23 protein-coding genes are annotated in these 22,731 nt (G+C 37.7%); 14 read left to right on the top strand and 9 right to left on the bottom strand.

Annotated elements, in window-relative coordinates:
• Positions 1 to 109: 109 nt before the first annotated feature.
• Positions 110 to 652, bottom strand: coding sequence for an HD domain-containing protein (locus B1R93_RS08250; RefSeq protein ID WP_088103510.1), 543 nt, complete (start codon positions 650 to 652; stop codon positions 110 to 112).
• A gap of 176 nt (positions 653 to 828) precedes the next feature.
• Here B1R93_RS08250 and trhA point away from each other — a divergent pair, with 176 nt between their 5' ends.
• The 5 genes from trhA to B1R93_RS22965 all read left to right on the top strand — a co-directional run bounded on the left by trhA (position 829) and on the right by B1R93_RS22965 (position 4,125).
• Complete coding sequence (gene trhA, locus B1R93_RS08245) at positions 829 to 1,479, top strand: PAQR family membrane homeostasis protein TrhA (protein WP_088103509.1); 651 nt, start codon at positions 829 to 831, stop codon at positions 1,477 to 1,479.
• Positions 1,480 to 1,646: 167 nt separating this feature from the next.
• Entirely contained in the window at positions 1,647 to 1,877 is a 231-nt protein-coding gene (locus tag B1R93_RS08240; protein ID WP_088103508.1) for an excisionase family DNA-binding protein, read from the top strand.
• Positions 1,878 to 1,929: 52 nt separating this feature from the next.
• Positions 1,930 to 3,123, top strand: a complete 1,194-nt coding sequence (locus B1R93_RS08235) for a putative glycoside hydrolase (protein ID WP_088103507.1) — start codon at positions 1,930 to 1,932, stop codon at positions 3,121 to 3,123.
• 258 nt (positions 3,124 to 3,381) lie between these two features.
• Complete coding sequence (locus B1R93_RS08230) at positions 3,382 to 3,945, top strand: GNAT family N-acetyltransferase (RefSeq protein WP_088103506.1); 564 nt, start codon at positions 3,382 to 3,384, stop codon at positions 3,943 to 3,945.
• 39 nt (positions 3,946 to 3,984) lie between these two features.
• On the top strand, positions 3,985 to 4,125 hold the full coding sequence (locus tag B1R93_RS22965; RefSeq protein ID WP_165763763.1) for a hypothetical protein: 141 nt from the start codon (positions 3,985 to 3,987) through the stop codon (positions 4,123 to 4,125).
• Between the two features lie 277 nt (positions 4,126 to 4,402).
• On the opposite strand, the gene B1R93_RS08225 is transcribed toward B1R93_RS22965, so the two are convergent.
• Together B1R93_RS08225 and B1R93_RS08220 are read right to left on the bottom strand one after the other, a co-directional pair.
• Positions 4,403 to 7,456, bottom strand: a complete 3,054-nt coding sequence (locus B1R93_RS08225; RefSeq protein WP_088103505.1) for an efflux RND transporter permease subunit — start codon at positions 7,454 to 7,456, stop codon at positions 4,403 to 4,405.
• Between the two features lie 7 nt (positions 7,457 to 7,463).
• Positions 7,464 to 8,675: an efflux RND transporter periplasmic adaptor subunit gene (locus B1R93_RS08220; RefSeq protein ID WP_165763768.1), complete on the bottom strand. Its 1,212-nt coding sequence runs from the start codon at positions 8,673 to 8,675 to the stop codon at positions 7,464 to 7,466.
• A 392-nt stretch (positions 8,676 to 9,067) separates the two neighbouring features.
• On the opposite strand from B1R93_RS08220, the gene spxA reads away from it, so the two are divergent.
• Positions 9,068 to 9,463: a transcriptional regulator SpxA gene (gene spxA / locus B1R93_RS08215; RefSeq protein ID WP_088103503.1), complete on the top strand. Its 396-nt coding sequence runs from the start codon at positions 9,068 to 9,070 to the stop codon at positions 9,461 to 9,463.
• Positions 9,464 to 9,504: 41 nt separating this feature from the next.
• On the opposite strand, the gene B1R93_RS08210 is transcribed toward spxA, so the two are convergent.
• Positions 9,505 to 10,170 (bottom strand): TerC family protein, encoded by a 666-nt coding sequence (locus tag B1R93_RS08210; protein WP_088103502.1) that lies wholly within the window; start codon positions 10,168 to 10,170, stop codon positions 9,505 to 9,507.
• Positions 10,171 to 10,589: 419 nt separating this feature from the next.
• Here B1R93_RS08210 and mecA point away from each other — a divergent pair, with 419 nt between their 5' ends.
• From mecA to pepF, 4 genes are all read left to right on the top strand, one after another.
• On the top strand, positions 10,590 to 11,237 hold the full coding sequence (mecA, locus tag B1R93_RS08205; RefSeq protein WP_088103501.1) for an adaptor protein MecA: 648 nt from the start codon (positions 10,590 to 10,592) through the stop codon (positions 11,235 to 11,237).
• 87 nt (positions 11,238 to 11,324) lie between these two features.
• Positions 11,325 to 12,836, top strand: coding sequence for a cardiolipin synthase (gene cls, locus B1R93_RS08200; protein ID WP_088103500.1), 1,512 nt, complete (start codon positions 11,325 to 11,327; stop codon positions 12,834 to 12,836).
• 474 nt (positions 12,837 to 13,310) lie between these two features.
• On the top strand, positions 13,311 to 14,513 hold the full coding sequence (locus tag B1R93_RS08195; RefSeq protein ID WP_088103499.1) for a competence protein CoiA: 1,203 nt from the start codon (positions 13,311 to 13,313) through the stop codon (positions 14,511 to 14,513).
• A gap of 100 nt (positions 14,514 to 14,613) precedes the next feature.
• Positions 14,614 to 16,419 (top strand): oligoendopeptidase F, encoded by a 1,806-nt coding sequence (gene pepF / locus B1R93_RS08190; RefSeq protein WP_088103498.1) that lies wholly within the window; start codon positions 14,614 to 14,616, stop codon positions 16,417 to 16,419.
• A gap of 70 nt (positions 16,420 to 16,489) precedes the next feature.
• Here pepF and B1R93_RS08185 read toward each other — a convergent pair whose 3' ends face one another.
• The 5 genes from B1R93_RS08185 to B1R93_RS08165 all read right to left on the bottom strand — a co-directional run bounded on the left by B1R93_RS08185 (position 16,490) and on the right by B1R93_RS08165 (position 19,647).
• A complete protein-coding gene (locus B1R93_RS08185; protein WP_088103497.1) occupies positions 16,490 to 16,684 on the bottom strand; it encodes a hypothetical protein in 195 nt (64 codons plus the stop codon).
• Between the two features lie 105 nt (positions 16,685 to 16,789).
• Positions 16,790 to 17,707, bottom strand: a complete 918-nt coding sequence (locus B1R93_RS08180) for a ClpXP adapter SpxH family protein (RefSeq protein WP_088103496.1) — start codon at positions 17,705 to 17,707, stop codon at positions 16,790 to 16,792.
• Between the two features lie 18 nt (positions 17,708 to 17,725).
• Positions 17,726 to 18,115, bottom strand: a complete 390-nt coding sequence (locus B1R93_RS08175) for a globin domain-containing protein (RefSeq protein WP_088103495.1) — start codon at positions 18,113 to 18,115, stop codon at positions 17,726 to 17,728.
• Between the two features lie 209 nt (positions 18,116 to 18,324).
• Positions 18,325 to 18,987, bottom strand: coding sequence for a lytic transglycosylase domain-containing protein (locus B1R93_RS23640; RefSeq protein WP_088103494.1), 663 nt, complete (start codon positions 18,985 to 18,987; stop codon positions 18,325 to 18,327).
• Between the two features lie 84 nt (positions 18,988 to 19,071).
• Complete coding sequence (locus B1R93_RS08165) at positions 19,072 to 19,647, bottom strand: CYTH domain-containing protein (RefSeq protein WP_088103493.1); 576 nt, start codon at positions 19,645 to 19,647, stop codon at positions 19,072 to 19,074.
• A gap of 305 nt (positions 19,648 to 19,952) precedes the next feature.
• Between B1R93_RS08165 and B1R93_RS08160 the strand changes: the two genes are divergently transcribed.
• Genes B1R93_RS08160 through B1R93_RS08145 form a run of 4 tightly spaced genes read left to right on the top strand, consistent with a single transcriptional unit; the run spans position 19,953 to position 22,722 of the window.
• Positions 19,953 to 20,330: a UPF0738 family protein gene (locus tag B1R93_RS08160; RefSeq protein WP_088103492.1), complete on the top strand. Its 378-nt coding sequence runs from the start codon at positions 19,953 to 19,955 to the stop codon at positions 20,328 to 20,330.
• Between the two features lie 32 nt (positions 20,331 to 20,362).
• On the top strand, positions 20,363 to 20,995 hold the full coding sequence (gene yjbM, locus B1R93_RS08155) for a GTP diphosphokinase (protein WP_088103491.1): 633 nt from the start codon (positions 20,363 to 20,365) through the stop codon (positions 20,993 to 20,995).
• A 19-nt stretch (positions 20,996 to 21,014) separates the two neighbouring features.
• Entirely contained in the window at positions 21,015 to 21,815 is an 801-nt protein-coding gene (locus tag B1R93_RS08150; protein WP_088104622.1) for an NAD kinase, read from the top strand.
• Positions 21,805 to 22,722 (top strand): RluA family pseudouridine synthase, encoded by a 918-nt coding sequence (locus tag B1R93_RS08145; protein WP_088103490.1) that lies wholly within the window; start codon positions 21,805 to 21,807, stop codon positions 22,720 to 22,722. Before B1R93_RS08150 ends, B1R93_RS08145 begins: the two co-directional genes overlap by 11 nt.
• Positions 22,723 to 22,731 lie beyond the last annotated feature (9 nt).

Genomic DNA, 22,731 nt, shown 5'->3' with positions numbered 1-22,731 from the left:
TTAAAAAAACAAAAGACCTTATATGAAAGTGTGCCCTAAAACGAACAAAACTCTCATAAAAAGGTCGGTGTAATTTTTGTATATATAATCACTAAGTCTTTCATTACCTTTAACCACTTTGTTCATCAATACTCTCCCAAGAAAGTAAAGCATCTTCAACTTTTCGGTCGAGAGCAACAAGCATTTTACGTGCTCGGGCATCAGATATTTGCCGATAGTGATGATCTCCGCTTGGCTCTTCATCAGCTTCGTCTGCTAAAGCAACAACTCTCTGTAGAGGATCTAAATGGAGATGTCCTTTTGGCAAGTACGAATCGGTGTGTAATAATATTGCAAGAGCAATCGCTTTTGCAGCTCGGGGATGCTCGCCTAATCGTATTAGAAGCTTATGTGCCCGTTCGGCTCCCTTTATAGCATGGATATCATTTTCCTTATATAAATCATAATCCCATTGCCCGTTACGATACCATGTGTAATGCCCAATATCATGAAGAAAGGCCGCTTTAGTCGCATGGTCTGGGTTTACTTGAAATTGCTTCGCTAAACGAAACGCATGGTAGGCGCAGGCAATTGCGTGTGCCATTCCAGAACGTTTAACATATTTTTGTGTAATAGGATGCTCAAATAGTTGAGACAGCGTTACATATCTCACATTGCCCGACCTCCTTTAGTGTAGAATGTATTTTTACTATTATATAAATGGTGTTTGTCCGATGCAACTGTCATCGTTTGGAAAAATTACATGTTCGTGCTATAAAACTTTTCTTATCAAGCGGTTAAATCCATTCATTTCTGATATAATGAATAGTAAGCTGAAAGGAGCGGATGATGGGTACAACACATACTTTTTCAAAATCAGAAGAGATTGCCAATGCTATCACTCATGGAGTTGGGATCTTATTAAGCTTAGCTGCTTTAGTTTTATTAATCGTGTTCTCCAGTTTGCATGGAACAGCTTGGCACATTGTTAGTTTCACCATATATGGGGTTACGATGCTTTTGCTTTACTTTTCATCAACTATGCTTCATAGCTTGCCAAAGGGAAGAATCAAAAATTTATTTGAAATTTTTGATCATGCGTCCATTTACTTGTTTATTGCAGGAACGTATACACCTATCATGTTTATTGTTGTTCAAGGTAAATTAGGCTGGACTCTATTTGGAATTGTTTGGGGTTTGGCAACTATAGGAATTGTTTTTAAAGCATATTTTGTTAAACGATTTTTATTCATGTCAACTTTGTTTTATATACTCATGGGGTGGTTGGCAATTTTTGCTATAAAGCCAATGATGGAAGCATTATCAGTGGCGGGAATCGGTTTATTAATTGCCGGAGGCCTATGTTACACATTAGGTACAATCTTTTATGTGTGGCGTGGCTTTAAATTTCACCATGCTGTTTGGCATGTTTTTGTTCTTGCAGGGAGTGTTCTTCACTTCTTTTTAATCTTTATGCATATCCTTCCGATCTCTGCCTAAAGAAAGGGTGTTTAAAGGAGTATAACCTTTAGACACCTATTTTTTTGTCTGAATTACAAATCTCTACTCTTTGTCGATTTGAACAGGTAAGTCATTGCTTAGGTCATTTCTGATTTTTAATGACAAGTTTCGTCATAAACCGTTATAATTTGATGGGAGGTAGTCTTATGTATGTAAGTATACAAGAGCTAGCCACATATTTAGGTGTTACGGAAGATTATATAGTTGAACAAATTCAACTTGGACACATTAAAGCTGTTTTCGATGGGAAACAATTTTTATTAAATAAAGAACAATTTAGCTGGCATAAAGAACAGTTAGATATTAAAAGGAAACAATTGCTAATGGAACTTGAGGAACCACTTCCTGAAGATTGGGATGCTAAAGATGAGGACTAGTACATACACTAACAGTGAGGACACAAAACCAGAGAAAAGGCTGTGAGTAAATATGGGGAAAAAAGTGGTTTTTGTGCTCATGATTATGGTAATAGCAGTGGTTTCACCTTTAGTGATTCATGCAAACGAACAAGTATCTGTGAAAAACCATCAAACTAAATCCATGAATCGCACTCTGCTTTCTTTACCAGATCAAATGGCACGCTTTACATTTGATTCTGGATATCATTTTTCATATCCAGAAGATGGAGTTCGCGGTGTATATGTAACTGGTAATTCGGCGGGAGGGGAACGATTTAACAGCTTACTTGAGCTTGTTAATCATTCCGAACTAAATGCAATGGTCATTGACATTAAAGATGATTTTGGTCATTTAACGTATCGTCCGGAAGAGGATTCACCATTTTTTGGTATCTCAAAAAAATATATCGGAGATACTGAAAAGTTGTTAAAAACATTAGAAAAAAATAACATCTATCCTATCGCTCGGGTCGTTGTATTTAAAGATACACAATTAGCCAATGAGCGTCCCGAATTATCCTTTACCGAAAATGGCCAAGTATGGAAAAATGGTCGAGGTGAATCCTTTGTAAACCCTTTTGTAAAAGAAGTATGGGAATACAATGTGGACATTGCAAAGGAAGCAGCAAAAATGGGATTTAAAGAAATTCAATTTGATTATGTACGATTTCCTGAAGGCTTTGAACGCCGTGATGAACAGCTCGATTATCAGTTAGGCGAATATACAGACGGAGATAACAAAGTTAAACGTCGTGTTCAGGCTGTTACTGATTTTGTTGCTTATGCGAAAGAAGAACTATCTTCATTTGATGTTGATGTTTCAGTTGACATTTTTGGTTATTCTGCGACGATTGAAGAAGCACCAGGGATTGGTCAAAACTTCTCGAAAATTTCAGAGAATGTCGATGTTATATCTTCAATGATTTATCCTAGTCACTGGACACCTTATTTTGGTATTGATAAGCCTGACCTCTATCCATATGAATTAACAAGTGAATACGCTAAGGTAGAAAACAAAGTGCTAGATAAATTGGAAAATCGACCAACCTCTAGACCATGGATACAAGATTTTACAGCTAGCTGGTTAGGGAAGGGCAATTACAAAAAATATGGTAAAGAGGAAGTGGAGGCACAGATTCGTGCCTTACATGAACACGGAATTCAAGAATTTTTACTATGGAATGCTTCGAACAGGTATACAGAAGGTGTTAATTATAAACCATAGAAGAGGCTGTGCCAAAAGGTTGTTTTTTAACCTTTTGGCACAGCCTTTATGCAATGCGTTGCGAACGGAGCCATTGCTGTGCACGCTTTTTTATTAGCATCCTTAAGTATTTGGATGAGATTTTAAGTGTCCGTTACATAACCTTAGGTAAGTATGATAAAAGGATGTTCTTACCTTTATTTACGGAAATGATAAAGTTTAACCTTTATCACATCAAGCATATAATAATAGTAACTACAATGTGTGGAGGTCATAACATTGAATTGGTACGAAAAATTAAATCAATATTTTCCGATAGAAGAAATGAAATCGAAAGAGCATATGGATCTGCTTCTTAAAGAAAAAGCAGACATTTACCATAAGGATGAAGGACAAAATCATGTTATGATGTACGTAGAAACAGATGATTTCATTTTTGTCGATTATTTGTTTGTTTCGAAGGAGGCCCGTGGACAGGGATTAGGGAGAAAGTTGCTCAATCAATTAAAAGCAAAAGGGAAACCGATTATTTTGGAAGTTGAACCTATTGATTACGAAGATACAGACACACAAAAACGTTTAAATTTTTATAACCGTGAGGGCTTTAAACACGCAGAATCAATTGGCTACCGACGACGCTCTCTTGCAACGAACGAAATTAACGTCTTAGAAATATTATACTGGTCACCAAGTGATGAGTCCGAGCATAGCATTTATGAAAAAATGAAGCATACGTATGAAAATATTCATACGTATAAGGACGAAGAACTTTATGGTGCCTCATATGAAGCGGTAGACCAAGTGCTAACTTATGACGAAGAGAAAGAACAGTCAAGTCTATAAGTCCTCCGGAACGCCAATGAATAAAGGTGGTGTTTCCATATGAAAATGAAGAAAAAGCAAGAACAAAAAAAGAAAAAGCGTGAGATGTTAAAGGATTTCTTAAAGAAAAACGTGAAGAATTGGAAAGAGAAATCGAAACGAAGTCCATTACCTCAATCATCAAGAAGAACAACGGGTTAAGGGGAGGGCACTGAAAAAGGGTGCTTTTCCCTTTTTCAATGCCCTCTAAGCAATGTGCGGAGCTGTTGCCATCTTTTAAAAAAGCCTGTAGCAGGCGTGCAACGTGCGGAGCCATTGCTGCTTCCTAGCGTGACTTTCAAGGTTTTTTCAGTGGCCTCGTTAAGGGTTATCTTAAAAAAAATCTAAGGGATGAGAAACCAATTCATCGTTAGGCTTCTAACATTATTTCGGGTTGTTCCAAAAGGTTAAAACTCTTTGGAACAACCTTTTTTTATTTTTAGGGCAAGGTTACAGTCTTTCTGCTCTTACGTTTATCCGCACAGAAATAGATAACTGGTATTAATATTAAGGTGATAAAGGTTGAGACCGCTAATCCAAATACGATAACAATCGCCATTGGTTGTTGGATCTCTGTCCCTTCTCCAAAACCTAGTGTCAATGGAATGAGCCCGAGAATCGTAGTTAAGGCTGTCATTAATATTGGACGTAACCTTGTAGGGCCTGCTTCAATAATGGCATCATAAGTCGCGTAGCCTTCTTTTTTTAGTGTATTAATATAGTCGACAAGCACAATAGCATTGTTAACGACAATCCCTGTTAAAATAAGGATGCCAACAAGTGAACCAACTCCTAATGGTTGAGAAGTTAATAATAACCCTAAAATCACACCGATTGCAGTAACAGGAATTGAAAACATAATAATAAACGGGTAAAAAAAAGATTCAAATCTCCCTGCCATTACCATATACACAAGAACAATTGCAAGAGCAATTGCACCACTAAGCTTATAAAAGGCATCGTTCATTTGTTCGTTTTGTCCACCGAAGGTAATACGGTAACCACTTGGTAGGATAGGCTGAATATCTTCTTTGATTTTCGTTTCAATGTCAGAAATAACGCTACCTAAATCTCGATTTAGTAAAGATGCTGTAATCGTTACTTCACGTAAACGATCAGAGCGTCTAATTGTACTCGGACCTTGTCCTCTTTTGACATCTGCGACAGTTGCTAATGGAATTTCTTCACCTAATGGGGTTTCAATTAAAAGTTGTTCCAATTGCTCAACAGAGGAGGTATATCTCTCCTCAACTTTTAATCGAACATTAAATTCCTGTCCATCTCGAGCTAATTTTGTCGCAATCAAACCTTTTGTCGCATTCCCTATTGTATTAGCAATTTGAACACTACTTAAGCCATAAGAGGCTGCAGTCTGGCGATTAATTGAAACGGTTATTTCTGGACTACCGTTATTATAGTTAGATGAAGGCTCTCGAACACCTTCAACTGTCGAGATAAGCTCAATAAGTTCGCTCGACAGTTGCTGTAATGTTAATAAATCTGGACCCTTAATTGTAATTGAAATGGGGGACTCCGTTAGTCCTGTCTCACTAGCGGAAACTTTTATTGACACATTCGGGATATCTAAAAGTCGGTTTCTTACATCTTCGGCAACTTCTAAATCTGAACGCTGCCGTTCACGGATATCTGTTAGTAAAAGGTTGAATGTTGCCCTTTCTGTTTGCGAACCTGCACTTACAGTGAAATTATCAGTTCCACCCACAGTTACAAAAGCGATGTCGACTTCTGGAATGGATCGAATTCTTTCGTCAATTTCCTTGGAAATATTATAGGTTTCTTCAAGAGACGCTCCTACGGGAAGTCTTGCATCAATGCTCACAAAACTTTGATCTTGTGCAGGTAGAAATTCGGTTCCAAGTAACGGAATACATGCTAAAGCAGCTGAAAGGAATAGCAGTGCTGTAATAATAACTGATTTTGGCCGCATTAATGAGAATTTTAACAAACGGTTATAACTGCTTCTTGTACGTTCAAAGCCCCTTTGGAAAGCGGATGCTTCATTGCTCACCTCCATAAATATAGAAGATAAAAGGGGGACTATAATTAAAGCTGTGATTAATGAAGCGATTAGAGAGAAGGATACAGTGATAGCTAATGGCTTAAATAATTGAGCGGCGAGACCTTCTACAAAAACAATTGGAAGAAAGACAACGACAGTCGTCAAAGTAGAAGCAATTATAGCGCCACCGATTTCTGTTGTTCCTGATATGGAAGCTTCCTTTAATTTCTGGCCAAGTTGGCGCTTTCGATAAACATTTTCTAAAATAACGATGGCATTATCAACCATCATCCCTACACCAAGTGCCAACCCTCCTAGCGTCAGGACATTAAGAGTTTCTCCGTAAAAGAACATAAACAAAAAAGTTGTTGTAATTGAAATTGGAATAGATAAACCAATAATAAGCGTACTTCGAATGTTACGTAAAAATAAATAAAGCACAACGGACGCAAGAATGCTTCCAAGGAGAATATTCCAAGCAACAGCTCGAATTGATTGTTCAATAAAGCGGCTTTGATCAAAAATTGAACGAATATCAATTTCATCCGGGAGTTGTTGCTTTAATTCCTCTATTTCTTTATGAATCCCTCTAGCAACTGTGACTGTATTTGTACCAGATGCTTTCAAAATAGCTAAACCAATAGCCGCTTCTCCGTTTAGATAGCTTTCTTGTTGAGTTGTGGAAACTTCACGTATATCGGCAAGCTCTTCCAATAAAACAAGCCCTTCATTCGTAGCAATTGGCAATTGTTCTAAATCATAAATGGATGTAAACTCACCGGTGATTCGAATAGGTAGCGTTTGGTTGGCATCCGTAATTTGACCTCCAGGTACATTTATATTTTCACTAGCTACGATTTGTTGTAATTGATTTAATGTTAGGCCATAAGTAGCTAATCTAGTTGGATCAACAGTTAGTTGAATTTCTCTTTCGGCTCCACCTTCAATTTGAACAGCAGCTACACCCTCAATGGAGTCTATCCTTGGCTTTATCTCAGATTCAATCAGTTTTTTTATTTCTGTTAAATCTACACCAGTTTGAGTAATTCCAAGTCGTACGATCGGCAAAAGACTAGGATCGAAACGTAAGACTTGAGGCGTAGCAACCTCAGTTGGTAACACATCACGAATTTGGTCTATCCTTTCACGCATGTTTAAAGTAGCAAAGTCTATGTCGGTACCCCAGTTAAAGGAAACTAAAATAAGTGATCCACCTGTCCGAGATGTAGAAGAAATAGATTCGACATTAGGTATACTTGACAACACCTCTTCTAATGGCCGACTAACGAGCTGTTCAATTTCCTCTGGACCCGCACCCTCATAGGAGGCTGTGACAGCGACAACAGGAAAGGTGAGTTCTGGAAAGAGATCCACGGGCAAATTACGAAGTGAGACAATCCCTAATATGAGTAATAATAGGATAAACATGGACATGGCTACTGGACGTAAAACTGATAATTTTACTACATTCATAATGTGCTCACTCACTTCGGATTTTTATTTCAGAACCTTCGACAAGACGATGTTTACCAGTCGTAACAACGAGATCTCCACTGTTTAAACCAGAAATGACCTGATGGAGGTTGTTATTTCTTACACCTAATTTTACGGGTTGCCGTCTAACTTGAGTCCCTTTGACAACAAAGGTATAGGGTCCATCCTCCCCAAATAACAAAGCTTCCGTAGGAATGACGAGAGAGTCCTTAACTTCCTCTATATGGACCTGAGCTGTTACACGCATTCCACCTTTTAAAACTAAATCTTCATTATTGAGAGGAATTTGAACGACAAAAGAATTAGTTTCAGGATTAACTAATGGGGAAATCGTTTTGATTTCACCTGTTACTGGTTCAGCTAAACCTGGTACGTTGATTTGAGCTTTCATTCCTTGTTGAAGTTGCATCATTTGATAGTTGTTTACAGAAAAGGTTGCGTTCATTTGCATTAAGTCTGCAATTAGGACAATAGGTTGGTTAGGTAGTATTGTTTGACCTTGGACAGCATCAAGTTGAGCAACAACACCAGTAATTGGAGCTGTTAATTTTGTTGCTTCTAAAGTTTCTTCTGCTTGTCGTAGATTTTCTTTTGCATTTTTTAATTGAGCTTCTATCTCAAACGTATTAATTGGAATTGCTTGGCTCAGAAACCCTGCTTTCTGTGTCAGTTCAGCTTGTTTTATGGATACTTCTAACGATGATTGTAAAATATTTAGGAGTGGGATTTCCTCCTCTGAAGAAAACGATTGTACTAATGCTTGTGATTGTTCAATTGACTGCCTTATATCATCTTCGAGGGCTTTGATATCTGTAACATTATTCTTGATTGTTTGATTAAATTGGATGGCCTCATTTAAACCTTTTTCAAGTTCATTTACCGCCTCTCTTGCTTGGTTTACTTGGTACCTTATTTTTTCGTCATTAAGTGTTAAAAGTATGTCACCCCGCTGAACCTTTTCTCCCACATTTACATGAACATCTGTTACTTCAAGAGGGAGTGAAGTAAACAAAGGAATTTTTGTATGAGGGATGATTTGACCGGAAGACAATTCAATATTCTGCTGAAGAGGAGATTGTTTAATCGTTTCCGTCTCAACGAGCGTGATTTGTTTATCGATTTGTTCATTCGTTATGTCTTCTGTTGAACAGGCTGTAAATAAAAGGACGATAATGACTAAAGCGTGTGTCTTCAACATCTTCATCTCCTAGTTAAACTGATGTTGTTTTATGTAGAGTCCATCATTTGTAAGGATTCTCAAATTTGGGTACATCTATTAACGTGTGACGATTACGCGACAAGTATGAGTGGAAAATGGGGATTTTATAAAGTTGTGACTAAATAAACATTTATGTTTAAAAAGGTATTTTTTTTCGATAAAAAGGTTTATGATAGAGTTATTAGGGTAAAGTTTAAAGGAAATAACAGAGTAGATATAAATTGTCGTATGTTGTTTAATATTTGTTCAATTATTTTTTTCATATGTCTATACAAGTGTTTAACGATCTTATATAATATAAGTTGATAATCTATAAGATTTTACAACCTTGTTCGTCATAGATCTCAAATTCTGGAAGGAGAGGTCCAAAGATGGTTACATTATTAACATCACCAAGCTGTACTTCATGCCGTAAAGCAAAGGCATGGTTAGAGGAACATAATATACCATTTGAAGAACGAAATATTTTTTCATCCCCTTTATCAGTTGAAGAAGTAAAGGAAGTTGTCCGTATGACGGAAGATGGAACTGATGAAATTATTTCAACTCGTTCAAAGGTTTTTCAAGAATTAAATGTGGAACTTGAAAATTTACCTTTACAAACATTATTTAAAATCATTAGTGAAAATCCAGGATTACTTCGTCGCCCTATTATTTTAGATGAGAAGCGGCTACAAGTAGGGTATAATGAAGCGGAGATTCGCCGTTTCTTACCTAGAAAAGTCCGTACATTCCACTTACAAGAGGCTCAACGCCTTGTCAATTAATAAAAGCCTTCTACAAACTGATTTGTAGAAGGCTTTCTATATTAGGAGTACGTTTGTTTTCTTTGCTTGGTTAACCAACCAAAGAGAAGGACTCCACTTATGACAGCGATTTGAAATCCGATTTTAAACATAGGGTGATGGATAAATAATGGTGCAAGCATTTCTTCATGTGTAATCATTCGAGTAGCAGTAAAAGCGAGAATACCAGCTCCGACATAAATGATAATAGGGAACTGATCGAATGCTTTTAAAATTAATTTGCTTCCCCAAATAATGATCGGTACTGAGACTATAAGTCCAATCATTACAAGTACCTTATTGCCATGAGCAGCCCCAGCAACAGCTATTACGTTATCAAATCCCATTACAAAGTCTGCAATGACGATCGCTTTTATTGCACTTAATAGACTTGTACCCCCATCAATATTTGCTTCATCATCTTGTTCGGATAATAAGCTATATGCGATAAAGATAAGCAGGCCCCCTCCAATCGCAAGTAGAAATGGGATTTCAAGAAGTTCGACCGCAACGACGGTGAGTCCCATCCTAATAAACAGAGCTAACGTTATCCCGAGAACAATTGCTTTATTTCTAATATGTACGGGTAAGTTTCGACAAGCTAGAGCGACAACGATTGCATTATCACCACCGAGAATGATGTCGACTCCAATGATTGTCAGAAGAGAAATGATAAATTCAGTGTCCATGTTTTGCATCATCCTTTTAAATTCTTTGAATTTTTATTAATATTCAATCTTGACTTTTCATATGGTGATCATTGAGAATAGAAAGTTAATAAGAGGCTTGTCTCTTAAAACCCGTATAAGAAACGTATATTGATTAGGAATGAATTTTATGATAAAAAAGCGAGGATGAATCTGTTTTTTTTGGATTTTTTAAGTAGTATAAGGTTATTTTCTGAAAAATCTAATTAAATCCAAATTTTAAGATTTCCATTTTCAAAGGTTTTATCATAAAATAGAGATAACAGAAAGAACAAGCTCTTTCTGAATATCTTATTTCTAGTCAGGGTTGAAAACCTAGAAAAAGGGTAATGAAGTAAATATGTATGTTTTTAATGGAAGTTCTTCTCCATTAGAATCAAAATGACAGGAGGGAGAGCGAAATGGATATTGAACGCGTTAATGAGACGACAATTAAATTCTTTATTACGTATAAAGATATTGAGGACCGAGGTTTTGACAGGGATGAGATTTGGTACAATCGTGAGCGTGGAGAAGAGCTCTTCTTCGAAATGATGAACGAAGCTAATGATAGAGATGAGTTTGAATTAGATGGACCTTTATGGATTCAAGTTCATGCTTTAGATAAGGGTTTAGAAATTGTTGTGACAAGAGGGCAAGTGTCAGATGGGAACGTTCGCCTGGAAATACCAGTAGGACAGGATAAGAATGATATCGAACAAAATCTTGTTGATTTGATGTCAGACGATACAGATGATTTTGATGAAGAAGCTGACCATCTAGAATTGATTATCAGCTTTAAAGATTTTGAAGACATTATTGCACTTAGCCATAACTTCTTTGTAGATGATTTGGAAAATGAACTTTATCATTTTGAGGGACGTTATTACTTGCATGTGGTCTTTAACGATGAAACCTATAATGAAGATGAACAAGATGATATGCTAAGTCAAATGCTTGAATATGGCTTTGAATCTGATGTTTCCATTTATCGTATTAGAGAATACGGTAAAGAAATTGTTGGAGAAAGCGCATTAAGCGTATTAAGAAAGTCATTTGCAAAGCGCTAACATGAAGTGTAGAAGCCGATTTTCGTGAGAAATCGGCTCTATTTTTTTATAATAGAGTACAGAATGGTTTGTAGGGGAGAAAGAACGATGAAAAACAATATAAACATCTTAGCATTCCTCTCTTTCGTATTAGTGATTTTATATATGACAAAGGGGTACTGGGGAGGGTGGTTTGTTGGTGCAATTAGTGTGTTAGTTACACTATCCTGTATATTTATAGGTGTTGTTATTTTCCTTGAAAATCGACATCCGACCAAAACGTTAACCTGGCTAATTGTTTTAGCGGTCTTTCCGATTGTTGGATTTATCTTTTACTTAATGTTTGGGCAAAATCATCGTAAAAATCGAACATTTTCTAAAAAAGCAATTTTGGATGAGCAAGCTTTTCACAAAATCGAAGGGTCACGGCAGTTGGATGAAGATCAATTGCGAAAAATGGGAGGGCATCAGCAGCTCTTATTTCGGCTTGCTCATAAGCTAGGAAACAATCCGATATCGTTTGCGAGTGAGACAAAAGTATTAACAGATGGGAAAGAAACGTATGCACATATTCTCCAGGCGCTACGTATGGCAGAGCACCATATTCATCTTGAATATTATATCGTTCGAAATGATGATCTTGGGCATGAATTAAAAGATATCCTTATAGAAAAGGCAAATGAAGGAGTCGAGGTTCGCTTCCTATACGATGCTGTCGGGAGCTGGAAATTATCGAAAGCGTATATCCAAGAATTACGTGGGGCTGGTGTTCAGATGGTTTCTTTCTCACCAGTGAAGCTCCCTTTTTTAACACATACCATTAACTATCGTAATCATCGCAAAATTGCAGTGATTGATGGAGTGGTTGGTTTTGTAGGGGGCCTAAATATTGGAGATGAGTATCTTGGGAAGCACAAGTATTTCGGTTATTGGCGGGACACACATCTTTATGTACGAGGAGAAGTTGTGCGTTCATTACAATTGGTTTTTTTACAGGATTGGTTTTATCAAACGGGTGAAACCATTTTAAGTCCACGCTATTTATCACCTACATTAGCTTCATTAAAGCCTGATGGCGGAGTACAAATGATTGCGAGTGGACCTGATACACGTTGGGAGATAAATAAAAAGCTATTTTTCTCGATGATTACTTCAGCAAAAAAGTCAATATGGATTGCAAGCCCGTATTTTATTCCTGATGATGATATTTTAAGCGCATTGAAAATTGCAGCTTTAAGTGGGATTGATGTTCGTTTGTTAGTTCCAAACCGACCAGATAAGCGTCTTGTTTTTCACGCATCACGTTCTTATTTCCCAGAGTTATTGGAAACAGGTGTGAAAATTTATGAATACAATCGCGGTTTTATGCACAGTAAATACATTATTGTTGACCATGAAATTGCTTCAATAGGAACGTCGAATATGGATATGCGTAGCTTCCATCTGAATTTTGAAGTCAATGCGTACCTTTATCGAACAAAAAGTGTAACAACCTTAGTCAGTGATTTTGTATATGATTTAGAGCACTCGAACCAAATTAGCTATGAACTATTTAAAAATCGCTCTATTTATCACAGAATCATTGAATCCACATCAAGACTCCTCTCCCCATTACTATAGAAACCCAAGGTCGGTTTGTGACCTTGGGTTTTTTCATAAAAAAAGAACGGAGCCGCTGCTTGTCTTTCGACCGGAACGAGCGGTCTACTCGTTTCGGTGAGCAGCGAGCGAAGAGAATGGCCGGTCGGTTTGTGACCTTGGGTTTTTTCATAAAAAAAGAACGGAGCCGCTGCTTGTCTTTCGACCGGAACGAGCGGTCTACTCGTTTCGGTGAGCAGCGAGCGAAGAGAATGGCCGGTCGGTTTGTGACCTTGGGTTTTTTCATAAAAAAAGAACGGAGCCGCTGCTTGTCTTTCGACCGGAACGAGCGGTCTACTCGTTTCGGTGAGCAGCGAGCGAAGAGAATGGCCGGTCGGTTTGTGACCTTGGGTTTCTAAGTAAAAATTAACATGTTTTTTTGACCAATTTTTTACTTTTTGAAGGTTTTTTAAGAAAGGGGATAGAATTTATTATGAGAATTTAAGGAGGTGGGTTATGTTAACAGCAAAAACTGAAAATGGCATTCTAATTTCAATGGCTGAACCATGGAATGTGGACGAATTAAAGCAACTTCGTAAAAGAGTAAATTTTTATTGTCCAGCTTGTCAAGCATCTGTTCGTTTAAAACTTGGTTCGAAAATTCAATGGCATTTTGCACATGAGAAGGATAAAGCCTGTAAAATTCAACTTGAGGCTGAATCAGCGTATCATCTATCTGGAAAATCTCAAATTTACCACTGGTTAAAAAAACAGCAAGTAAAAGTAGCACTTGAAGTGTATTTACCACTTATTCGGCAACGACCGGATTTACTAATTAAGCACCAAAAGCAATTATATGCGATTGAATTTCAATGCTCAGTAATTTCACCAGAACTCATTGAAAAAAGAACAAATGGGTATTCTCAAATTGGCATAAACCCGATTTGGATATTAGGTGGAACACGCTTAAATAGAGTCGGGCCTTATGCATTCTCAATTAAGGCATTTGAGTGGTTAGCCTTACGTTATACAGAGCTAAACGAAAAGCAACTATTTTTCTATTGTCCAAACTCTACAAAATGGAATATTCTTCAGCAAATAACTCCGTACTCTTCCGTTCAATCTCTAGGAAGACTTCAAGAAATTCCCTTCGATAAATTCACGCTTACACAATTGTTCTCACCTGGCGAATCAAAACCCTTACCTAAAGACCTCTGGCTTGTACAGAAAAAACATTGGCGTTATAATACCCCCCACTTATATCCATCAAAAGCACAAAAATATTTCCAACAGTTGCTTTACAAGAAAAACATACCACTTGGCCACTATCCAAGTGAAGCAGGCTGGCCGACTCGATATTATGATTATCTTGAAACAGCACCTTACCTATGGCAAACAATTCTTCTCCTTGAATGTCTTGGTTCTCGTCCTCTCCACGCACCATTCTCAATTCGACTGCTCCTTAACTGGATTCAACCATTCATAAGAAGGAATATAATTACGCTTAGAAAAACTCAAGTTTCACTTGAACATACGTTAGAAGCTTATTTGTTTTGGCTCGTATCAATTGACTTTTTGGATTATTCATTGACTGACCATCAATTTTATCGAAAATGTGAATTGAAAGTACCTGTATCTTTAGAAGATGCTCAAAAAAAAGATGAAAACTTAATGATTATATTTAATCAAAAGAATGTACCTGTCGTGATAGATGAGTGAAGTAATCTAAATAAAGGGATTTAAGGAAGGAGGTAGAATGTATAAATAGGTAAGTTAAAAGATATACTGTATTGAATGATTTTTGGAGGTGTTCGTCTATATGGCAACTCAAGTGCCAAAGCGTCAAGACATACCCGTTGAAAAGACATGGGATTTAGAGGCGATTTTTGCAACAAATGCAGATTGGGAAAAAGAATTTCAAATGATTCGTGAACTCATCCCTGAGCTCGAACCTTTTAAAGGGAAATTAGCTGAATCAGCAGACACGTTATACAACGCTTTAGAAAAGCAAAATGAAATAACAGAGAGACTGGGGCGTCTCTATACATATGCACATATGCGCTATGATCAGGATACGACTCACTCTTACTATCAAGGCATTAATGACCGAGCAGCAAGCCTAGCTTCCCAGGTCGGTCAAGCAGCTTCTTTTATTGTTCCGGAACTGCTAGCAATTGAGGAAAAAACGATTAATCGTTATCTAGAAGAACATGAAGGGCTCAAACTTTATAAACAAATGTTCGCAGAGCTAAATGAAGAGAGAGCACATGTCTTATCAGAGGCTGAGGAAGCCATTTTAGCTCAAGCTAGTGAAGTCATGAGCACGCCAAGCAATACTTTTGGAATGCTGAACAATGCCGACTTAAAGTTTCCAACGATAAAAGATGAAAACGGAGAAGAGGTTGAAGTGACACACGGACGTTTTATTCGTTTTTTAGAAAGCGATGACCGTCGAGTTCGTGAAGATGCCTTTAAAGCAGTTTACAGTACGTATGATAAATATAAAAATACTTTTGCTTCAACGTTAAGTGGGCAAGTGAAGCGTGATTTATTTTATGCAAAGGTACGCAAATACGATTCAGCCCGTCAAGCAGCTCTAAGTAAAAATCATATTCCTGAAGTCGTCTATGATCAGCTCGTTAAAACGGTTAATGACAATTTACATTTGTTACAACGTTATATCAAGCTTCGTAAAAAGGTTCTCGGTGTAGATGAACTTCATTTTTATGACTTGTATACACCTCTAGTCAAGGATGTAAAGATGGAAATCCCATATGAAAAGGCACAGGAACTTGTTATAAAAGGGGTAGAGCCTCTTGGGAAAGAATATGTAGACACACTCAAATCTGGATTTGAGAAGCGCTGGGTTGATGTTGAAGAAAACGTCGGAAAACGTAGCGGTGCTTATTCATCAGGTGCTTATGGAACGATGCCATATATTCTAATGAATTGGCAAGATAATGTGAATAATCTATTTACACTTGCTCATGAATTTGGTCATAGTTTGCATAGCTATTATACTCGCAAACACCAACCATATTTATATGGAGATTATACGATTTTCGTGGCAGAAGTAGCTTCAACGCTAAATGAATCATTATTAAACGATTATATGGTGAAACAGACAGAAGATCCGAAAGAGAAATTATACTTACTTAATCATTTCTTAGAAGGGTTTAGAGGGACAGTATTCCGTCAAACGATGTTTGCTGAATTTGAGCAAGCGATTCATGAGAAGGCTGCTGATGGTGAAGCACTGACTCCTGAACTATTAACAGAAATCTATTATGGTCTTAATAAGAAATATTTTGGGGAAGAGCTTGTTATCGATGAAGAAATTGGTTTAGAATGGGCGAGAATTCCGCACTTTTATTACAATTTCTATGTCTATCAATATGCAACTGGTTACAGTGCAGCAGCGGCTCTATCGAAAAAAATACTCGAAGAAGGAGAACCTGCAGTTCAGCGTTATCTTGACTTCTTAAAGGCTGGTAGCTCTGATTATCCTATTGAGGTGTTAAAGCATGCCGGGGTTGATATGACGTCGTCTGAGCCTATTGAGCAAGCAATGTCGCTTTTTGAACAGACGTTAGTAGAGATGGAAGAGCTCCTAAACGAACGATAAAAAGTGTTTCTTTTGCTTTGAGGTTGTAGCAAAGGCAAAAATAGACCTTTGTTACAACCTCTTTACATAGTTAAGCTCTTCCATTAAACCCTTTAAAGCCCTTAAACCGCTTACGGTTCGACAATGGCTTTAACGTAAACAGGATCGAGAAGAACAGGAGAGGACCTGCAAAATAAAGAGGAAACATGTGCATGAGAGCGAGCAGATAAAAATAAATGGAGACAAGAATGAAACAAATACCAATGAATGTTCTCACACGAATCATCTTCGTCAACTCCTAGACTTTTTTATGATGTATATGACCAAACATCTACAATTAAGACAACTAAAAAAAGAGCACCATACAGGAGGGCTCTTCTTATAATAATGCTTATCCTAAATAACGCCAAAAAGTACCGTATTTAACAGGAACGGCTTCAACCTTTTGTTGTAATACAAGTGTTTTTAGCTCCTTTTCAGCTTCTTCTTCACTCATATCAAAAACAACCGCTACTTCGATTGTTGCAACAAATAAATAACGTTTTAAAAAGGCTTCAAGTGTAATTCGGGGAGCTCGCTTAGGCTCGAATCCGAGCATCTCTTTGATTAAATCAACATAAACATGGTATGGGTAAAAGCCGGTTACCTTTACACCTTCCTCTTCAACGTTATCATTAAAGAACACAAATGTCGGAACCATGTTTACATCCATTTCATTTGTTGTTTTTAAGTCGCACTTTAATGCTTTTTCAGCCAATGGTGACTCAAGATCTTTTTTAAACTCTTCCATGTCAAGGTTAGCTGCTTCCGCACATTGAACGATAATATCTTCGTCTGTAATATTTTGTTTATCAAGAAATAGAAATTCCCTCATTTTTCTTAAAAACCTTGCACCTGCATGCGGGCCCTGCAGCTCAGCAGCCTTAATGGCAATCGATGCTAAGTACGGAGAGGACCATTGATTTTCAAACCATACGTCACCATCACAAGACATTCCGGTTTGAGATGCGATTTTCTCCCAGACCATAGCAAGTTCGCTTTTACGGGCAACGCCTTTTTTTGTTTCTTGACAGAAATTCCATGATTTAAGTCTTCCAGCTATAATCACTCGAATCCGAAAATAAGAGCCATATTCAACTTGAAGCTTTTTTAATAAAGGTTCAAAAGACCAACATTCTGCACAAAGAGGGTCAATAAATGTATATATTTCAAGAGGTTTTTGTTTTTTCGGTTCAAATGGATGTTCAGGATCTAGACCACAAACGCCAATTTCGTTATCACAAGATGTACGAGGTTTCCTTGGTTCCAATGGTCATTCTCCTTTCTCTTACGAATGTTCTTGATGATTAACCATATGGTGTGCTGTCATTGTTAATCTTTCTAATATATAGTCGCGAATGACCCCTTCGATTCCTACTGTATCCATTGCCTGCTTCATACAGCTCAGCCAAGCTTCAGCGTGACGAGGTGTAATCACAAAAGGCATGTGTCGAGCTCGGAGCATGGGGTGACCATGCTCCTCAGTATATAGAGGAGGCCCACCTAAAAACTGGGTTAAAAATTGTTTTTGTTTTCGAGCTGTTTCAGTTAAATCCTCTGGAAATAAAGGTGATAACTCAGGGTGCTCTGAGACGTAGCTGTAAAACGTATCTACAAGCCGTGATAAGACAGCTTCACCACCGAGGACGTCAAAAGGGGTTTGGGACGATTGACTCATATGTATCTCCTTCGTATTTCATTCTATGTTCATATTGTAGCAATCAAGCACGTTAACAGCAAATATTCTGAACGATCCAAAATTAAGCTCTTATAATATTTGGTAATATTAGGGAAGAGTAGACCTGCTTTGAGGAACGCAAAATCCAATAAAAAAAGCCCCAACTTAACATCTACCGATTGTTAAGCTGGGGCTTTAGTGTTTTTTCTTTAAGCATTTAAGTACGTATTATACACTTTAGGTACATAATTTTGAGTTTCCTTGAATGGAGGAATCCCACCATATTTATCCACATTCCCAGGGCCTGCATTATAGGCTGCAAGTGCAAGCTTAATATCCCCGTTATATCGCTCAAGCATTTGTTTTAAATATTTTGCGCCACCGTCAATGTTTTGTTGGGGGTCAAAAATATTTTGAACATTTAAGCTTCGGGCGGTCGCAGGCATTAATTGCATAAGTCCAGTTGCGCCAGCATGGCTCCTAGCTGTTGGATTAAAATTGGATTCATGTTTAATGACGGAATAAATAAGTTTAGGGTCTAAATTATATTTTTTAGCTGCTGCTTGAATCAACGGTTGAAATCGAGACTCACGGTCGGATAAAGCAGTGTGCCAACTACTTGAGGCATTAGAACTTGTCACTGGTAGCTTAAGAGAATCCTGTAAGGCATCGATACGTTGTTTGATAGATGGGTCAAGAAATAAATCCATCCTTCTTTCAGACGAGGTTGTCCCAAGCTGCAATGTACTCATTTGCTCCTGCAAGAAAGAGGAAAACATGTTTTGAAACATCGCAGATTGCTGAGACAGAGGCTGATAACTAGTTTGCAAGGAAGAAAACCCATTAATTTTTTGTAAAAATGATAAATCCATGATGTCACCTCATACTGAATATCTTAGATCCAATATAACAGAGTGGAAAACAAACAACAATCGGTATATTTTCACACTTCATCTTTAACGAAATTTTCTTGAGAAAAAGCGTCTCACTTTGTTTGGAGTTGGTTGCGTTTTAAGGTTGAATTCTTGTAATAAGCTTGTTAGCGTTGTCTCAGCATGCTCTGGTGAAGTTCCCTCAAATTCAACTTCATAATCAATGACATCAAAATACGCGCTTTTATCAAAGCAAAGACTCCCGCCTTTATATGGAAATTCAATCCGACTTGTTGTAAGTGTTCCAAGATGCGAAAGCTCCTCAACAGGGATGTTCAATTCTTTAAGTGCACGTACTACTTCCCCAGAAGGCAAATGAGCTTCGTTTAAGGCTCGTTTGGCTTCCGCAGATGACAATGATTGATGGGTTTCTAATAGTCCGGTTTCATGAGGTTGTTTAAGTGTAAGTGTAAAGGTCTCGTTTTTCTCACGGATACGTAATGCGGCTTGAGCTTCTTTTAATAAGAAGCTCTTTGTTTCAAAATAGTGATTATGCTGAACAACGGCATCATCACTCCTGAAATTAAATGAGCGAAGGAATCTATTATAAGCTTCTTCACTAATTAGTGTTTTTACTTCAATTTCAATTTCTTGTGCCATTTTTTCGTCCTCCTATTTAACTTTATTGCATATTATGTCATAGTGTGAGTCGCTCCTCAATCTTTAATGATCCATTAGAAAGTAATGAAGGTGTTCATTGATTTTAACTGTCAGTGATATCTCTTTGAGGAAAGTATGGTAATATAAAGAAAGAAAGGTAACAGAGGGCACTGAAAAAGGGTGCTTTTCCCTATTTCAGTGCCCTCTAAGCAACGTGTGGAGCCATTGCTGCTTCCTAGCGTGACTTTCAAGGGGTTTTTTAGGGCCCTCAGGTAATAGGTTTTCAGTGAAAGATGGAGGTTATTATGCAAAAGTTGAACGTGACAAAAATCGTAAAACGAGAAGAACAATATATTGTTTCAGTTGATGAAGAACTTATGAATGAACAAGCTGATTCTTTAAGAGCTGGGGAGCGGATGCTCGTTGATTCAGATGGATTAGCTTTTGTTTATATATTAGAAGACGATAAGGCTTTTTACTATTTGAGTTTTCCGAAAGAGACGTGGAATGTGCTATATCAGGCGTACAAGGAAAAGAGTGATCTTAAGCTAGTGTTAAATAAAAAAGTAACGCTTCCTTTAACAAATATTCATGAAGAACTTGATTTTCTTCTTGAGAATATTGAAGGTAATGGAAATTATGGAGAAGTGATGGAGGAAGCCGTTCGAGAAGTATTTCAATAGTAGAGAGTAGAGAAAATACGGATGGTGGTAAGATGAGCAATTGGGACATTTTTCTAACGCCTTATAAACAGGCAGTAGAAGAATTAAAAGTAAAATTAAAAGGCATTCGCGAGCAATATCAGAAGTCTTCTATGCATACCCCGATTGAGTTTGTTACGGGGCGGGTAAAACCAGTATCTAGTATTCTAGATAAAGCGAAACGGAAAAATATTCCGCTTGATCGTCTTGCTGAGGATATGCAGGATTTAGCTGGTCTTCGTATTGTTACGCAATTCGTTGAAGATATTGAGACAGTTGTAGAACTAATTCGAACACGTCGTGACTTTGAGATTATTGAAGAACGCGATTATATAAATCAAAAAAAGCCAAGTGGATATCGTTCCTACCATCTCGTTCTTCGTTATCCGGTTCAGACGATTGAAGGGGAAAAGAAAATTCTTGTTGAGCTGCAAGTACGTACGTTAGCAATGAATTTTTGGGCAACAATTGAGCACTCTCTTAATTATAAGTATAGTGGAGAAATTCCTGTTGATATTAAGGCACGTTTACTACGTGCTGCTGAAGCTGCTTTTAAGCTTGACGAAGAAGTATCGATTATCAGGGATGAGGTTCGTGAAGCACAGTCCATTATCATTCAAAAGCAAGAACAAGGACGAAACCTTTAAGTCTAGGAAGGATTGAATGTTGATGAAGTTCACAGTGAAATCTCGGGGAGATGATTTCTCTAATACATTACAGCAACGAGTGATGAGTTATTTATTGGATTTCGGACTAATCCACGATGAGAAGGACCCTGAGATGGTAATTACAATCGGTGGTGACGGTACGCTATTACAAGCATTTCATGATTACAGCGATCGTTTAGAGGATACGGCATTTGTTGGGATTCATACAGGTCATCTTGGCTTTTATGCCGATTGGGTACCAGATGAAGTAGAAAAGCTGGTTATTCATATTGCCAAAACACCTTATCAAATCGTTGAATACCCGTTGCTAGAAGTCGTGATTCGTCATATTGATCAAAAGGAACCGGAACGTCTGTTAGCACTTAATGAGTGTACGATAAAGAGTATGGAGGGTTCACTGGTCAGCAGTGTTGAAATTAAAGGTGATACGTTTGAGATTTTTCGAGGGGATGGGCTTTGTATCTCTACACCTTCAGGAAGCACGGCTTATAATAAAGCTTTGGGAGGTGCCATTTTACACCCGTCACTGGCATCAATTCAAGTAGCAGAAATGGCGTCAATTAATAATCGTGTGTATCGTACAGTCGGTTCACCACTTGTTCTTCCACAGCATCATACGTGTCTACTAAAACCGTTAAATGAAAGGGAAGTTCAGGTAACCATTGATCATTATACATTAGAACATCGTCGTGTAAAATCGATTCAATGCCGAGTAGCTGAGGAAAAGGTACGATTTGCACGTTTTCGTCCGTTTCCGTTCTGGAAACGAGTAAAGGAGTCATTTATCGGTGGATCATAAGATTGTTGAACTCCATTGGCAAGTGGATGAATCATATGCTGGGAATGTTTTAAGGAGTTATCTTCGTGAAGAGCAACAGATCTCTAAGAAAGCATTAGCTGATATTAAGTTTGGTGGAGGGACAATTAAAGTAAACGGAAAAGAAGCAACCGTTCGAACCATCTTACATACGTCGGATGTAGTTTCTATTACTTTACCTCCAGAAATACCTAGTGACTCAATTATTCCTGAGGATATTCCATTAACTATTGTTTATGAAGATGAGCATGTAATGGTCATTAATAAACCACCAGGTATGGCCACGATTCCTTCACGTGAACATCGGACGAACACATTAGCAAATGCGGTGATTGGTTATTTTAACAGAGAAGGAATTTCATCAACATTCCATGCGGTGAATAGACTAGATAAGGACACATCGGGTTTACTTGTTGTTGCCAAACATCGACTTGCTCATGATCGGCTTTCGAAAATACAGAAAAAGGGAAATTTGAGTCGTTATTATCAAACCATTGTCCACGGAAAACTTGAAAGTCAAACCTTTACCATTGACGCACCGATTGGGAGAAATGAAGAAAGTATCATTGAACGTGAGGTAAGAGAAGATGGTAAACGGGCTATTACTCATTGCGAAGTAGTAGCCGAGGGAGAACAGGTGAGTTTTGTATCGGTTAAACTTGAAACTGGCCGAACACATCAAATACGTGTTCATTTTGCATACATTGGACATCCACTATGTGGAGATGATTTGTATGGAGGAGAGAGAACCTTTATTAAGAGGCATGCTTTACACTGTCACCAAGTAAAATTTGTCCACCCTTTTACGGGAGAAGTACTACACTTTCAAGCTGACCTACCAGATGATATGGTGAAGGTTCTAAAAAGCCACTCATTGGTTTTTCAATAAGTGGCTTTT

The organism is Halalkalibacter urbisdiaboli (assembly GCF_002156385.1).
In the GTDB taxonomy this organism is placed as follows: Bacteria; Bacillota; Bacilli; order Bacillales; family Bacillaceae_D; genus Halalkalibacter_A; species Halalkalibacter_A urbisdiaboli.
Note: the sequence above shows the minus strand (reverse complement) of the source record. Positions and strands in the feature narration are given on the sequence as shown.

Excerpts from the sequence above, each read along its gene's own strand:
- trhA (WP_088103509.1), top strand. The coding sequence starts at position 829 with ATGGGTACAACACATACTTTTTCAAAATCAGAAGAGATTGCCAATGCT.
- B1R93_RS08240 (WP_088103508.1), top strand. The coding sequence starts at position 1,647 with ATGTATGTAAGTATACAAGAGCTAGCCACATATTTAGGTGTTACGGAA.
- B1R93_RS08235 (WP_088103507.1), top strand. The coding sequence starts at position 1,930 with ATGGGGAAAAAAGTGGTTTTTGTGCTCATGATTATGGTAATAGCAGTG.
- B1R93_RS22965 (WP_165763763.1), top strand. The coding sequence starts at position 3,985 with ATGAAAATGAAGAAAAAGCAAGAACAAAAAAAGAAAAAGCGTGAGATG.
- B1R93_RS08225 (WP_088103505.1), bottom strand. The coding sequence starts at position 7,456 with ATGAATGTAGTAAAATTATCAGTTTTACGTCCAGTAGCCATGTCCATG.
- B1R93_RS08220 (WP_165763768.1), bottom strand. The coding sequence starts at position 8,675 with ATGTTGAAGACACACGCTTTAGTCATTATCGTCCTTTTATTTACAGCC.
- spxA (WP_088103503.1), top strand. The coding sequence starts at position 9,068 with ATGGTTACATTATTAACATCACCAAGCTGTACTTCATGCCGTAAAGCA.
- B1R93_RS08210 (WP_088103502.1), bottom strand. The coding sequence starts at position 10,170 with ATGGACACTGAATTTATCATTTCTCTTCTGACAATCATTGGAGTCGAC.
- mecA (WP_088103501.1), top strand. The coding sequence starts at position 10,590 with ATGGATATTGAACGCGTTAATGAGACGACAATTAAATTCTTTATTACG.
- cls (WP_088103500.1), top strand. The coding sequence starts at position 11,325 with ATGAAAAACAATATAAACATCTTAGCATTCCTCTCTTTCGTATTAGTG.
- B1R93_RS08195 (WP_088103499.1), top strand. The coding sequence starts at position 13,311 with ATGTTAACAGCAAAAACTGAAAATGGCATTCTAATTTCAATGGCTGAA.
- pepF (WP_088103498.1), top strand. The coding sequence starts at position 14,614 with ATGGCAACTCAAGTGCCAAAGCGTCAAGACATACCCGTTGAAAAGACA.
- B1R93_RS08185 (WP_088103497.1), bottom strand. The coding sequence starts at position 16,684 with ATGATTCGTGTGAGAACATTCATTGGTATTTGTTTCATTCTTGTCTCC.
- B1R93_RS08175 (WP_088103495.1), bottom strand. The coding sequence starts at position 18,115 with ATGAGTCAATCGTCCCAAACCCCTTTTGACGTCCTCGGTGGTGAAGCT.
- B1R93_RS23640 (WP_088103494.1), bottom strand. The coding sequence starts at position 18,987 with ATGGATTTATCATTTTTACAAAAAATTAATGGGTTTTCTTCCTTGCAA.
- B1R93_RS08165 (WP_088103493.1), bottom strand. The coding sequence starts at position 19,647 with ATGGCACAAGAAATTGAAATTGAAGTAAAAACACTAATTAGTGAAGAA.
- B1R93_RS08160 (WP_088103492.1), top strand. The coding sequence starts at position 19,953 with ATGCAAAAGTTGAACGTGACAAAAATCGTAAAACGAGAAGAACAATAT.
- yjbM (WP_088103491.1), top strand. The coding sequence starts at position 20,363 with ATGAGCAATTGGGACATTTTTCTAACGCCTTATAAACAGGCAGTAGAA.